Annotated in this window: 12 protein-coding genes and 2 pseudogenes; 10 read left to right on the top strand and 4 right to left on the bottom strand. The window is 68.0% G+C overall.

Annotation, left to right across the window (positions count from 1 at the left end; translation table 11 throughout):
• Position 1: 1 nt before the first annotated feature.
• Genes FHR33_RS20200 through FHR33_RS20190 form a run of 3 tightly spaced genes read left to right on the top strand, consistent with a single transcriptional unit; the run spans position 2 to position 2,219 of the window.
• Positions 2–169: a Trm112 family protein gene (locus tag FHR33_RS20200; RefSeq protein ID WP_183649995.1), complete on the top strand. Its 168-nt coding sequence runs from the start codon at positions 2–4 to the stop codon at positions 167–169.
• On the top strand, positions 166–1,254 hold the full coding sequence (locus FHR33_RS20195) for an SIS domain-containing protein (RefSeq protein ID WP_312895631.1): 1,089 nt from the start codon (positions 166–168) through the stop codon (positions 1,252–1,254). Before FHR33_RS20200 ends, FHR33_RS20195 begins: the two co-directional genes overlap by 4 nt.
• Positions 1,255–1,298: 44 nt before the next feature.
• On the top strand, positions 1,299–2,219 hold the full coding sequence (locus tag FHR33_RS20190) for a cation diffusion facilitator family transporter (RefSeq protein ID WP_183649992.1): 921 nt from the start codon (positions 1,299–1,301) through the stop codon (positions 2,217–2,219).
• 30 nt (positions 2,220–2,249) lie between these two features.
• On the opposite strand, the gene FHR33_RS20185 is transcribed toward FHR33_RS20190, so the two are convergent.
• Entirely contained in the window at positions 2,250–2,723 is a 474-nt protein-coding gene (locus FHR33_RS20185) for a GerMN domain-containing protein (protein WP_183649989.1), read from the bottom strand.
• Positions 2,720–3,079: a MerR family transcriptional regulator gene (locus FHR33_RS20180; RefSeq protein ID WP_183649984.1), complete on the bottom strand. Its 360-nt coding sequence runs from the start codon at positions 3,077–3,079 to the stop codon at positions 2,720–2,722. Before FHR33_RS20180 ends, FHR33_RS20185 begins: the two co-directional genes overlap by 4 nt.
• Positions 3,080–3,179: 100 nt before the next feature.
• On the opposite strand from FHR33_RS20180, the pseudogene ahcY reads away from it, so the two are divergent.
• From ahcY to FHR33_RS20165, 3 genes and pseudogenes are all read left to right on the top strand, one after another.
• Positions 3,180–4,608 (top strand): annotated as a pseudogene (ahcY, locus tag FHR33_RS20175) (adenosylhomocysteinase).
• A 339-nt stretch (positions 4,609–4,947) separates the two neighbouring features.
• Positions 4,948–6,169 (top strand): annotated as a pseudogene (locus FHR33_RS20170) (adenosylhomocysteinase).
• 94 nt (positions 6,170–6,263) lie between these two features.
• Complete coding sequence (locus FHR33_RS20165) at positions 6,264–7,625, top strand: LVIVD repeat-containing protein (protein ID WP_183649981.1); 1,362 nt, start codon at positions 6,264–6,266, stop codon at positions 7,623–7,625.
• A 61-nt stretch (positions 7,626–7,686) separates the two neighbouring features.
• On the opposite strand, the gene FHR33_RS50425 is transcribed toward FHR33_RS20165, so the two are convergent.
• Positions 7,687–8,106: a DUF305 domain-containing protein gene (locus tag FHR33_RS50425; RefSeq protein ID WP_246452016.1), complete on the bottom strand. Its 420-nt coding sequence runs from the start codon at positions 8,104–8,106 to the stop codon at positions 7,687–7,689.
• A 7-nt stretch (positions 8,107–8,113) separates the two neighbouring features.
• On the opposite strand from FHR33_RS50425, the gene FHR33_RS50420 reads away from it, so the two are divergent.
• From FHR33_RS50420 to FHR33_RS20145, 4 genes are all read left to right on the top strand, one after another.
• Positions 8,114–8,326: a hypothetical protein gene (locus FHR33_RS50420; protein WP_246452015.1), complete on the top strand. Its 213-nt coding sequence runs from the start codon at positions 8,114–8,116 to the stop codon at positions 8,324–8,326.
• 155 nt (positions 8,327–8,481) lie between these two features.
• On the top strand, positions 8,482–9,915 hold the full coding sequence (locus tag FHR33_RS20155) for an LVIVD repeat-containing protein (protein ID WP_183649975.1): 1,434 nt from the start codon (positions 8,482–8,484) through the stop codon (positions 9,913–9,915).
• Between the two features lie 105 nt (positions 9,916–10,020).
• The gene (locus tag FHR33_RS20150) at positions 10,021–10,485 is read left to right on the top strand and encodes a hypothetical protein (protein WP_183649972.1); all 465 of its coding nucleotides are present in this window, start codon (positions 10,021–10,023) and stop codon (positions 10,483–10,485) included.
• Between the two features lie 96 nt (positions 10,486–10,581).
• Positions 10,582–11,937 (top strand): LVIVD repeat-containing protein, encoded by a 1,356-nt coding sequence (locus tag FHR33_RS20145; RefSeq protein ID WP_183649970.1) that lies wholly within the window; start codon positions 10,582–10,584, stop codon positions 11,935–11,937.
• Positions 11,938–12,203: 266 nt separating this feature from the next.
• Here the strand turns inward: FHR33_RS20145 and FHR33_RS20140 are convergent, their stop codons facing one another.
• The gene (locus FHR33_RS20140) at positions 12,204–13,136 is read right to left on the bottom strand and encodes an RDD family protein (RefSeq protein ID WP_183649968.1); all 933 of its coding nucleotides are present in this window, start codon (positions 13,134–13,136) and stop codon (positions 12,204–12,206) included.
• Between the last annotated feature and the right edge of the window lie 7 nt (positions 13,137–13,143).

Raw genomic sequence — 13,143 nt, 5'->3', positions numbered from 1 at the left:
AGTGAAGATCGACGACTGGCTGCTGGAGATCCTGGCGTGCCCGGCGTGCAAGTCCCCGCTGCGCGCGGAGCTCGACGCGGACGAGCTGGCCTGTACCGGCTGCGGCCTGGTCTACCCGGTGAGGGATGACATTCCCGTCCTGCTCGTGGACGAGGCGCGGAAGCCGTGATCTGGGAGCCCGAGCGGCTCGATGACCAGGCTCTGCTGTCGGCGGGCGACCCGGGCGCGATGCTGCCCGTGGTCGCCTCCGCGGCCGCCCAGGTGCGCACCGCTCATCGCAACGCCGGCGAGGCCGACATCGCGCGGCTGGCCCAGGACGGCAGGCCGCGCGCGATCGTGGTGACCGGCATGGGCTCGGCGGCGCTCGCCGGCGACATCCTGGCGGTGATCTGCGGGTACGGCGCGCCGCTTCCCGTCATCACCGTGCGGTCGGGCAGGCTGCCCGGCTGGGTCGGCGCCACCGACCTGGTCATGGCGGTGTCGTGCTCGGGACGCACCGCGGAGACGCTCGCGGTGGCGGCCGAGGCCGTACGGCGGGGCGCCTCGCTGCTCGCGGTCGGAGCGCAGGACTCACCGCTGCACGCCATCGCCACGCAGGCGTCCGCACTGTTCGTCCCTGTGGAGGCGAACGGGCCCTCGCGGGCCAACCTCTGGGGCATGGCTGTGCCGCTGGTCGCGGCGGCGGGCGCGCTGGGGCTGGTTCAGACGGATCCCGACCTGTTCGAGGGCGTGGCCAAGGGCCTGGAGGACATGGCCAACCGCTGCCGTCCCTCGAGCGAGTCGTTCGTCAACCCCGGCAAGGCGCTGGCGATGGAGCTGGCCGAGAGCGTGCCGGTGATCTGGGGCGCCACACCGCTGACGGCGGTCGCGGCGCACCGGCTGGCGCTCCAACTGTACGAGAACGCCAAGTACCCGGCCCAGTGGGGCGCGCTTCCCGAGGCGGGCCACAACCAGCTGGGCGTGGTCGAAGGGCCGCTGGCCGAGCGCGACATCTTCGCCGAGAGCGCGGGCCGCACTATCAGGCTGGTCGTGCTGCGCGAGCCCGAGGAGCGGCCGATCTCCCTGCTCAGGGTGGTCGAGGACCGCGACGTGCCGGTCAGCGAGCTGGCCGCGGAGGGCGCCCATCCGCTCGAGAGGCTGGCCACCCTCATCGAGCTCGGAGACTATGCGAGTGCTTACCTCGCTCTTGGGTATGGCATCGATCCGACGCCGGTGACGGCTATCACAGAGCTAAAGTCGCGAACTTCCCAATAAGATCCCCTTCCCGGGATTTTCAGTGGCACGAGTGGAGATATACGTTGAGCGCGAGTGGTGGGACCAAAGCGATCATTGCGGCATTGGCCGCGAATCTAGCGATCGCCGTCGCGAAGTTCGTCGCCTTCCTGTTCACCACCTCCTCCTCGATGCTGGCCGAGTCGATCCACTCGGTGGCCGACTCGGGCAACCAGGCGTTGCTGCTGCTCGGCGGCAAGCGCGCCCAGCGGGCGCGCACGAAGGAGCACCCGTTCGGCTACGGCCGTGAGCGCTACTTCTACGCCTTCGTCGTCGCGGTCGTGCTGTTCACGGTCGGCGCGGTGTTCTCGATCTACGAGGGCATCCACAAGATCGAACTAAGAGGCGATGTCGAGTCGCCTCAGTGGGCGTTCGGCGTGCTGATCTTCGCGATCATCGCCGAGATCTTCTCCTTCAGGACCGCGATCAAGGAGTCGAACCTCGTCCGCGGCAACCAGAGCTGGGTGTCGTTCATCCGCCACTCCAAGTCGCCCGAGCTTCCCGTGGTCCTGCTGGAGGACCTCGGCGCGCTGCTCGGTCTGATCTTCGCGCTGTTCGGCGTCACCATGGCCGTGATCACCGGAGACGGCCTGTGGGACGGCATCGGCACCCTGATGATCGGTATCCTGCTCGCGGTCATCGCGATCGTCCTGGCGATCGAGACGAAGTCGCTGCTGCTGGGCGAGGGCGCCTCGCCCGACGTCGAGACGCAGATCAGGTCCGCGCTCGAAGGGGCGCCCGAGGTCTCGCGCGTCATCCACATGCGCACGCTGCACCTGGGCCCCGAGGAGCTGCTGGTGGCGGCGAAGATCGCTGTCGACCACGACGACACGGCGGCCGACGTGGCCCGCGGCATCGACGAGGCCGAGCAGCGCATCCGCGCCGCGGTCCCGATCGCGCGGGTCATCTACCTCGAACCCGACCTCGACAGGGCTCCCGTCAAGTAGGCCCCGTCAGGCGAGCCCGGCCACGAGGCCCTACTCGTGGCCGGTGACGCAGGAGGTGCCCGCGTCGGTCTGGTCGAACAGGCAGCGGCCGCCCTTGTCCAGCGTGACGACCTTCTTCACGCTGGCGAACTGGCGCAGCGTCCTGTCGATCGTGTGCAGGATGCGGGCGTCGGCGCCGACGCCGAGCCCCATCACCGTGCGGCAGAAGCGCAGTGTCGCGGTGCCGTGCTTGATCTTCAGCTGGAAGTCGGCGCCGCAGTCCGACCTGCCCTTGATCTGACGGCCGAGCTCCGAGTGCAACCCGCGTTTGCGCTCGGCCTTGGTCGGGCCCTTGATGAGCTGCTGGACGGCGAACTTGGCGACCCCGCTGTCGGGGGCCTTCCTGCTGACGGCGACGACCTTGCCGGGAATGCCGAGGTCGGCGGAGAAGTAGACCTTCACGGTGGGGCCTGTGGCCGTGGCGGGCGTCAGGGCGAGGGCGGTGGCGAGGATGAGCTCTTTCATACTCCGTTGGACGGCCTGCGAGGGCCTCTGGTTTGCAGCAATCGCAGCGCCTTCTCCTTCTCGAAGTCGAGGGCCCGCCTCGGAGCCTGCAGCCGCCCGATCCGCAGCCCCAGATCCCGTACGGCCTGCGCCACCCCAGGCTCGCTCAGTGCCCGCAGCGCGAAGGCCAGTTCGGCGGGGGAGACGTCGAAACGCCGCTCCAGCTCCACCGCCTGGGCCACCGCCGTGAGGTCGTCCTCGCTGAACCTGCGGTGCGCTCCGCGCTCCCTGACCGGTGGCAGGAGCCCGAGCGCCTCCCTGTAACGGAGCATGCGAGGGGACATCCCCAACCGCCTGGCTGCCTCTGTGATGCGCATCCTTACATTCTTGTGGAAGATTCAACCCCCTCGGGATGCGACACGAAACGGCCCCACCTAGACTCGACGGCGACAACTTCGTTTCGCGAGGGGTAAACAGATGGACTTCAAGGTCGCCGACCTTTCACTTGCCGACTTCGGCCGCAAGGAGATCCGGCTCGCCGAGCACGAGATGCCCGGCCTCATGGCGGTTCGCAAGGAGTACGCGGCCTCCCAGCCCCTCCGCGGCGCGAAGATCATGGGCTCGCTGCACATGACGATCCAGACCGCCGTCCTCATCGAGACGCTCGTGGCGCTCGGCGCCGAGGTCCGCTGGGTCAGCTGCAACATCTTCTCCACCCAGGACCACGCCGCCGCGGGCCGTCGCCGTCGGCCCCAACGGCACCGTCGACAACCCGCAGGGTGTCCCCGTCTTCGCCTGGAAGGGCGAGACGCTGGAGGAGTACTGGTGGTGCACCGAGCAGGCGCTCACCTGGCCTGGCGGCGAGGGCCCGAACATGATCCTCGACGACGGCGGTGACGCCACGCTCCTGGTCCACAAGGGCGCCGAGTACGAGAAGGCCGGCGCCGTCCCCTCCGCCACCGAGAGCGACCCCGAGGAGTGGCACGTCATCATCGACCTGCTCACCCGCACGGTCGGCGAGGAGAAGAAGTGGACGAAGATCGCTGAGCAGATCAAGGGCGTGACGGAGGAGACCACCACCGGTGTCCACCGCCTCTACGAGATGTTCAAGAGCGGCACGCTGCTCTTCCCCGCGATCAACGTCAACGACTCGGTGACCAAGTCGAAGTTCGACAACAAGTACGGCTGCCGCCACTCGGTCATCGACGGCCTCAACCGCGCCACCGACGTGCTCATCGGCGGCAAGGTGGCCGTGGTCTGCGGTTACGGCGACGTCGGCAAGGGCTGCGCCGACGCGCTGCGCGGCCAGGGCGCCCGCGTCATCGTCACCGAGATCGACCCGATCTGCGCGCTGCAGGCGGCCATGGACGGCTTCCAGGTCACCACGCTCGACGAGGTCGTCGGCATCGCCGACATCTTCGTGACCACGACCGGCAACTTCGACATCATCACGGCCGACCACATGGCCAGGATGAAGCACCAGGCGATCGTGTCCAACATCGGCCACTTCGACAACGAGATCGACATGGCCGGCCTGGCCAAGACGCCCGGCATCGTCAGGAACAACATCAAGCCGCAGGTCGACGAGTGGGTCTTCGAGGACGGTCACTCCATCCTCGTGCTCGCCGAGGGCCGCCTGATGAACCTGGGCTGCGCGACCGGCCACCCGTCGTTCGTGATGTCCAACTCCTTCACCAACCAGGTCATCGCGCAGATCGAGCTCTTCACCAAGACCGAGGAGTACCCGATCGGCGTCTACACGCTGCCCAAGCACCTGGACGAGAAGGTCGCCCGCCTCCACCTCGACGCGCTGGGCGTCAAGCTCACCACGCTGACCAAGGCGCAGGCCGAGTACATCGGCGTGAACGTCGAGGGCCCGTACAAGCCGGAGCACTACCGGTACTGATCCCTTCGATCATCGCGGCGGCGGGCGTCCTCTGGTCGCCCGCCGCCGTGCCACATCCGGCCCACCACATCCGGCCCACCCCGTCCGGCCCACCACGTCCGTGACGGCAGGTCGCGTCCACGCCTGCGCGGTCCTGTGGTCCGTCCGTCGAAGGCGCGCCGCCCAGCGGGGCTGCGGTTGGCCCGCCGTCACGTGCCCGTGACGCTCTCGCTCGACGAGAAGGTGGGGCGGCGTGACGGCGAGGACCGGAGTCGCGCTGGAGTGGCGTGATGGACCGACGGTCACCGGTGACCACGGTGGGCTCGACTTGGCTGTGCCGTACAGGATGGAGGAGAGGTTGTGGGAGAGCGGAGGATCGCCTGGGGCCGGCCGCGCGATGCCGGTGCTGACGGCGATCGGGGAGCGGTTCGGCAGGGAGCGCCCCCTCGAGGGGCTCAGGATCGCCGCGTGCCTGCACGTCACCGCCGAGACCGCCGTCCTGATGGGCGCGCTCAAGGCCGGCGGCGCGCAGATCGCGCTGGCCGCCTCCAACCCGCTCTCCACCCAGGACGACGTCGCCGAGGCGCTCAGGTCCTACGACATCGCGGTCCACGCGCGCGCGGGCGTCGACAGGGCCACCTACTACCGCCACATCCACCAGGCGCTCGACCTGGCACCCGACCTGGTCCTCGACGACGGCTGCGACCTGGTCAACATCCTGCACACCGAGCGCACCGACCTGCTCGGAGGCGTCAGCGGCGGCTGCGAGGAGACCACCACCGGCATCATCCGCCTGCGCCAGATGGCCGCCGAAGGCGCGCTGCGCTTCCCCATGGTCGCGGTCAACGACACCCGGACCAAGCGGATGTTCGACAACAGGTACGGCACCGGCCAGTCCACGCTCGACGGCATCATGCGTGCCACCAACCTCATGCTCGCGGGGCGCACGGTGATCGTCGCGGGGTTCGGCTACTGCGGGCGCGGCGTCGCCGAGCGGGCCAAGGGCCTGGGCGCCCGCGTGATCGTCACCGAGATCGACCCTGTCAAGGCGCTCGACGCCTCGCTGCAGGGCTACGAGGTGCGGCCGATGGAGTCCGCGGCCCTGGTGGGCGACCTGTTCATCACGGTCACCGGCAACCGCGACGTCATCAGGGCCGAGCACCTGGCGCTGATGAGGGACGGCGCGATCCTGGCCAACGCGGGCCACTTCGACGTGGAGATCGACGTACGCGCGCTGGAGGAGATGGCCGTCTCGCTCAACCAGGGCGTGCGGCCCAACACCGACGAGTACGTGCTCGCCGACGGCCGCCGCCTGCTGCTGCTGGCCGAGGGACGGCTGGTCAACCTGACCGCTGCCGAGGGGCACCCCGCCGCCGTCATGGACATGTCCTTCTCCGCCCAGGCCCTGGCCGTCGCCTGGCTGGCCGCCGAGCGGCTGAACCTGGCGCCGGGCGTCTACGACGTGCCCGAGGACATCGACGTCGAAGTGGCACGGCTGAAGCTGGCCGCGACGGGCATCGAGATCGACCGGCTGACCGCGGACCAGGAGGACTACCTGCACTCCTGGCGCACGGGCTCCTGACGTACCGGATTTCGCGTGACAGTTCCCGGACAATCACTTGGTTGATCGCTGAACGACATGGATAATCCAGGGCATTTCCGTCTCTGGAGGCTCCATGAGATTGCGTGGCTTATCCTCCCTCGTGGCAGGGATCGTGGTGGCGATCGCCCTGGTCCCCGTCCCCGCCTCGGCCGCCGACGAGGTCACCAAGAGTGACAACATCCGGCACGAAGCCCACCTCGATCTGCCCGCCGGTGTGCAGATCAACACCGACATCGCCTTCCAGGGCGACTACGCCTACGTGGGCAGCTACACCGGCTTCTCGATCTACGACATCAGCCGCCCGAAGCGCCCCAAGCTGGTCAGCACGGTCAGCTGTCCCGGCGGCCAGATGGACGTCACGATCTACGGCGACATCCTCGTCACCTCCGTCGACGACTCGATGAAGGACGACTCCTGCGCCAGCACGGGTCAGTCACCGAGCGTGAAGAGCTCGTGGGAGGGTCTGCGGATCTTCGACGTCAGCGACAAGGCCAACCCGAAGTACGTCAAGTCGGTCGAGACGAACTGCGGCTCGCACACCCACACGCTGGTGCCCGGCAAGTCGCGTGACGCCTTCTACGTCTACGTCTCGTCCTACTTCCCCGCCGCGAACCTGCCCGACTGCCAGCCGCCGCACGACCGCATCTCGGTGGTGAAGGTCCCCGTCCGCAACCCGACCGCGGCCGCCGTGGTCAACATGCCGGTGATCTTCCCCGACGGCGGCAACGACAGGACCCAGCAGCCCAACCTGCTCGCCGACACCAGCGGCTGCCACGACATCACCGTCTACGCCGAGAAGGACCTCGCCGCCGGCGCCTGCATGGGTGACGGCGTGCTCATGGACATCTCCGACAGGGAGAATCCCAAGGTCATCGACACGGTCAGAGACACGAACTTCGCGTTCTGGCACTCGGCGACCTTCAACAACGCAGGCACCAAGGTGGTCTTCACCGACGAGCTCGGCGGCGGCACCCAGGCCCGCTGCACCGCGGCCGAGGGCCCGACCAGGGGCGCCGACGCGATCCTCGACATCGTCGGCAAGAAGCTCGTCTTCAAGAGCTACTACAAGATCTCCAGGATCCAGACGAACACCGAGAACTGCGTGGCCCACAACGGCTCGCTGATCCCGGTCAAGGGCCGCGACATCATGGTCCAGGCCTGGTACCAGGGCGGGCTGTCGGTCTGGGACTTCACCGACTCGGCCAACCCGCAGGAGATCGCCTTCTTCGACCGAGGCCCGATCTCCGACACCCAGCTCAGGCTCGGCGGCTACTGGTCGGCCTACTACTACAACGGCTACATCTTCGGCAGCGAGATCTTCCGCGGGTTCGACGTGTTCAGGGTCGACGACCGGCGCGTCAACCAGGCGCGACGCGTGACGTTCGACCGGCTGAACGTCCAGACCCAGTCCAGGTACCGCGAACGCGGCCACTGAGGTCCTCGGGGCGGCTCCCGCGCCAGGGAGCCGCCTTCGCCCTCGCAGGCCCGCGGGGCGTCTACAGGGCCGCCTGCATCTCCTGCATGCGGCGGATCTCCGCGGTCTGCTCGACACCGATGTCGCTGGCGAGCTCGGAGATCCGTTGGTGGGCGCCCTCTCCGAGCACCTTGGTCGCCATCGTGATCGCTCCGTGGTGATGGGCGATCATCATGGTCAGGAAGAGCCGGTCGAACTCCACGCCCGACGCGGCCTTGAGCGCCTCCATCTGCTCGGGCGTCGCCATGCCAGGCATCCCCTCGTGCGCCGCGTGGTGCTCGGGCACCTTCTGGCCCTGCTCCTGGAGCCAGGTGGTCATGTACTGGATCTCGGGGCCCTGCGCGTCCTTGATGCGGGAGGCCAACCCCTTCAGCTTCTCCGACTTGGCCCGCGTCGGCGCGAGGATCGCCATGTCGAGCGCCTGGCGGTGATGAATGATCATGTCCTGCATGAACGACACGTCCACCGCGTTCGCGGTGGGGGAGGGCACCGCGGTGACGGCCTCGCCCGGCGACAGCGTCCTGGCGGGCTCGCCCGGTCTTCCCGGCGCGATCACCGGAGCCGTCGAGTCGGCCGTGGGCGCGGCGGTCCTGCTGTCTCCGCTACAGCCCGAGAGGGCGACCACCGTACAGGTGATGACAACGAGCGCGGCGCGCACCTGACCTCCGTGAGTCGAGAGAGCGAACTGTAAACCAGAACCGTGATCATCTAACAGATGGCAAAGCGCAATAACATTTGACGTACTGCGTGCTAGCTGAGAGTGAGATCGGGGCGTCACCATTTTTACATTTATGTCCCCCTTATCGGAGGAACGTGAGTGTTCATCCCTCGTAGAGCCCTCGTCCTGCTCGGCACCGCCGTCGCGTTAACGATCACCGCCCTGCCGGCCCAGGCCAGCGACATCCCCGCCCCTGGCCAGATCTCCAAGAGCGCCAACATCGAGCACGTCACCAACGTGCCCAAGCCGGCCGCCCTGGCCGACATCCACACCGACATGGCCTTCCAGGGCGACTACGCCTATGTCGGCAACTACCAGGGCTTCTCCATCTACGACATCAAGCACCCGAAGCGCACCTCCCTGGTGAGCAGCGTGGTCTGCCCCGGTGGCCAGATGGACGTCTCCGTCTACGGTGACCTGCTGTTCGGCTCCGTCGACTCCTCCAGGAACAACGACTCCTGTCAGAGCACTGGCCAGAGCGCGCGGATCAAGGAGTCGTGGGAGGGCATCCGCATCTTCGACGTCAAGGACAAGGCCAACCCGGTCTACGTCAAGGCCGTCGAGACCAACTGCGGCTCCCACACCCACACCATCGTGCCGGGCAAGGGCGCCGACGCGGCCAAGCACGTCTACCTCTACATCTCCTCCTACGGTCCTGCGGCGGACTTCCCCGACTGCAAGACGCCGCACGACCTGATCTCCATCGTCAAGGTGCCGCTGGACAACCCCGCAGGGGCCACGGTCCTGAGCACCCCGGTGCTGTTCCCGCCCACCCGTGACACCAACGGCGACGGCGTGCCCGACGACGGCGGCTTCGCCGGTGTGCCGCTGCCGTACCCGAACGGCAAGTCCGCCACCTCCGGCTGCCACGACATCACCGCCTACCCGGAGAAGGACATCGCCGCCGGAGCCTGCATGGGCGAGGGCATCCTGATGGACATCTCCGACCGCGAGCGCCCGGTCGTCACCACCACGGTCCGCGACGAGGTGAACTTCGCCTTCTGGCACTCGGCCACGTTCAACAACGCCGGGACCAAGGTCATCTTCACCGACGAGCTCGGCGGCGGCTCCCGCGCCACCTGCAACGAGGCCATCGGCCCGAACCGCGGCGCCAACGCCTACTACGACCTCGTCGGCGGCCAGCTCCAGTTCCGCAGCTACTTCAAGATCGCCCGCCACCAGGCCGACACCGAGAACTGCGTCGCGCACAACGGCTCGCTGATCCCGGTCAAGGGCAAGGACATCATGGTGCAGGCGTGGTACCAGGGCGGCATCTCGGTCGTGGACTTCACCGACTCGTCGCGTCCCGAGGAGATCGCCTACTTCGAGCGTGGGCCTGACACCACCGCTCCGCCGCTCAGCGGCGGGTTCTGGTCGGCCTACTACTACAACGGCTACATCTACGGGTCCGACTTCAACCTCGGCCTGGACGTCCTGCGCATCAACGATCCCCGTACCAACCAGGCGAAGAGCGTCAAGTTCGACATCCTGAACGCCCAGACGCAGCCTTCGTACCCCGAGCACGGCCGCTGATCCAGCGGTGTGACCTGACGACCCCTGCGGCCGATGTGCGTGCCGCAGGGGTCGACATCGTGAGGGGGAGCGGCGTGAATGGGAGAGACGAAGGGAGTCGAAGCGATGCGCGAACCTCACCCCGCCCTCCAGCGGCTGAACGCCCTCGTGGGCGAATGGGAGATCTGGGCGACCGTGGGTGACACACCCACCGCCGGCGGCAGAAGCGTGGTCGAGTGGATGGAGGGCGGCGCCTTCCTGCTCCAGCGCACGGACGCGGAGCTCCCCGAGGACGCCCCGCCCGAATGGCTGGCCAACTCGCCCTTTCCCGTCTCGGCGATCATCGGTCTGGACGACGCGTCGGAGGAGTTCACCATGCTCTACGCCGACGGCCGAGGCGTCCACCGCGTCTACCGGATGACCTTCGCCGACGGCGTGTGGCGCATCTGGCGCGAGGCGCCGGGCTTCAACCAGCGGTTCACCGGCGCGCTCAGCGCGGACGGCGCCTCCATCACCTGCTCATGGGAGATGTCGCAGGACGGCACGTCATGGCAGCACGACTTCGACCTGGAGTACAGAAGGGTCAAGTAGGGCAGGTGTATCAGGAAGGTATCAGGCGACATGCTCCGGGACACGTAGTGACATAGTGGGTCGAGTCTGATCATCAACCCACGATGGGAGGTCCCGGTGGCGTCCAGACTTGGCCGTGTGCTCGTGCTGGCCGGTGCGGCCCTGACTCTGGTGGCGGCGACGATGCCGGCACAGGCGGAGTCGGCTGACAAGATTCTCAAGAGTGCCAACGTCGAGCACGTGGCGAACCTGCCCAAGAAGGGCGCGTTCACCGGCCCGGACGCGTTCAACTCGGACCTGGCCTTCCAGGGCGACTACGCCTACCAGGGCAACTACAACGGCTTCACCATCTACAGCATCAAGGATCCGGCCAAGCCCAAGGTCGTCAGTCAGGTGACGTGCGAGGGCGCGCAGAACGACGTCTCGGTGAAGGGCGACCTGCTCTTCCTGTCGGTGGACGACCCTCGCGACAGCGACTCCTGCAAGAGCGACTACGGCACGCCCACGAGCAAGAAGTCGTGGGAGGGCATCAGGATCTTCGACATCAGCGACAAGTCGCGGCCGAAGTACATCAAGGCGGTCGAGACGGCCTGCGGGTCGCACACCCACACGCTGGTGCCGGACAAGTCGGGCAAGTCGGTGTACCTGTACGTCTCGTCGTACATGCCGGCCGACATCTACCCCGAGTGCAAGCCGCCGCACGACCGGATCTCGATCGTCAAGGTGCCGCTGAAGAAGCCGACGGACGCCAAGGTGGTCTCCAGGCCCGTGCTCTTCCCCGAGGGCGGAAACGAGCAGCAGAGCGGCCTGCTCCTGCCCACCAGCGGCTGCCACGACATCACGGTCTTCCCCTCCAAGAACCTGGCCGCCGGCGCCTGCATGGGTGACGGCGTGCTCATGGACATCTCCGACCGTGAGCGGCCCAAGGTCACCGCGACCGTGACCGACGAGAACTTCGCCTTCTGGCACTCGGCGACCTTCAACAACACGGGCACGAAGGTGGTCTTCACCGACGAGCTCGGCGGCGGCGCCTCGGCCACCTGCAACGCGACGATCGGCGCCAAGCGCGGCGCTGACGCCGTCTTCGACATCGTGGACGGCGAGCTGGTCCACAAGAGCTACTACAAGATCTCCAGGCACCAGGATTCGTCGGAGAACTGCGTCGCGCACAACGGGTCGCTGATCCCGGTCAAGGGCAAGGACATCATGGTCCAGGCGTGGTACCAGGGCGGCGTCTCGATCTGGGACTTCACCGACTCCTCGGCGCCCAAGGAGATCGGCTACTTCGAGAGGGGACCGCTGAAGCCGCGCTCCATCGGCGGTTCGTGGTCGGCGTACTACTACAACGGGTTCATCTACAGCAGCGACATCCAGAAGGGGTTCGACGTGCTGCGGATCTCGGACAAGCTGACCGACCCGGCGGCCAAGGTGCGCCTGAGCATCCTCAACACCCAGACGCAGCTGCCGTTCTGACGCGGGGCCGCGCGCCGTCTCCATGAGAGCGGCGCGCGGCTCACCACGGGGGCGCTCACCGCGGAGGCGGTCTCCTCGGAGGTGTTCACCACGGGGGCGCTCACCACGGAGGCGGTCTCCTCGGGGGTGCTCACCAACGGAGGTGTTCACCACGGAGACGCTCACCACGGAGACGCTCACCACGGAGACGCTCACCACGGAGACGCTCACCGCGGAGACGCTCACCGCGGAGGCGGTCTCCTCGGAGGTGGTCTCCGCGAAGGTGCTCACTGCGGGGGCGCGAACCCTCCCGGCGTGGTGCGCGGCTGCGGAGCGGGGGGCGGCGGCGGGGAGGAGCTCGGCGGAGCCGCCTGCGGGGGTGAGACCTGCGGGGCATGGGGCTGAGCGTACGGCTGGCCGTACGGTCCGGGCTGAGGGTAGGGCACAGCCTGTGGACGAACGCCGTGGCTCTGCGGGGCCTGTGGATAACGTGCCTGGTCCCGCCGCCGGCGCTCGGCCAGCACCGCGCTGAGATAGGCGTGCGCGGGCACCCCGGGCGGCGGCGGTGGCGTCACATAGGCCGCCACCTGCGTGGCGATGCGCACCCCCATCTCGTGCTGGACGGCAGGCGACAGATCATGCCAGCGCACCAGATACTGCCTGGCCGCCCCCGCCACCTCTCCTGGCAGCTGCGAGAGCTCCAGCGTGCGAGCCCATCCCTCCAGCGCGGGAGGCATCAGCACGGGCTGCGAACTCCCGCTCGGCCCCCTCTCGGAGATGACGATCGTGCCCGCGAACACGTCACCGAGCCGCTTGCCCCGCTGCGAGATCAGGGAGGCGATGAGCGCGGGCGCGCCGAAGAAGGTCCAGAACTCCAGGACCCCCGCCAGCCCCCTGAACAGCGCCTGCCTGAAGCGCTCGGGGCCGCCGTCGTCGCTCACGACGCGCAGGCCCAGCGCCAGCTTGCCGAGGCTGCGTCCCCGCGTCGCCGTCTCGAAGATCACCGGGTAGCCGGCCATCACCAGCACGCTGATCAGGATCGACACCGCGCCGGCCAGTGCGGGGTCGGAGACGACCGAGGAGAAGCCGACCGCGAGGAAGACGCCGACCATCAAAATGACCTGCACGATCATGTCGATGGCCAGCGCCACGGCTCGGATGGGCGGCTGTGCCACCCTGACCTCGACGACGACGGCGTCGCCCGTTACCACCTCGGACATAGGGGGA

The organism is Nonomuraea dietziae, from assembly GCF_014195505.1.
Classification (GTDB): Bacteria; Actinomycetota; Actinomycetes; order Streptosporangiales; family Streptosporangiaceae; genus Nonomuraea; species Nonomuraea roseola.
The sequence above is the reverse complement of the archived record's forward strand: the minus strand, read 5'-3'. Positions and strand labels throughout refer to the sequence as shown.

Bases quoted from the DNA above. Each gene is read 5' to 3' on its own strand.
- FHR33_RS20140 (WP_183649968.1), bottom strand. From the start codon at position 13,136: ATGTCCGAGGTGGTAACGGGCGACGCCGTCGTCGTCGAGGTCAGGGTG.
- FHR33_RS20180 (WP_183649984.1), bottom strand. From the start codon at position 3,079: ATGCGCATCACAGAGGCAGCCAGGCGGTTGGGGATGTCCCCTCGCATG.
- FHR33_RS20185 (WP_183649989.1), bottom strand. From the start codon at position 2,723: ATGAAAGAGCTCATCCTCGCCACCGCCCTCGCCCTGACGCCCGCCACG.
- FHR33_RS20165 (WP_183649981.1), top strand. From the start codon at position 6,264: ATGAGATTGCGTGGCTTATCCTCCCTCGTGGCAGGGATCGTGGTGGCG.
- FHR33_RS50425 (WP_246452016.1), bottom strand. From the start codon at position 8,106: ATGATCATTCATCACCGCCAGGCGCTCGACATGGCGATCCTCGCGCCG.
- FHR33_RS20150 (WP_183649972.1), top strand. From the start codon at position 10,021: ATGCGCGAACCTCACCCCGCCCTCCAGCGGCTGAACGCCCTCGTGGGC.
- FHR33_RS50420 (WP_246452015.1), top strand. From the start codon at position 8,114: ATGAACGACACGTCCACCGCGTTCGCGGTGGGGGAGGGCACCGCGGTG.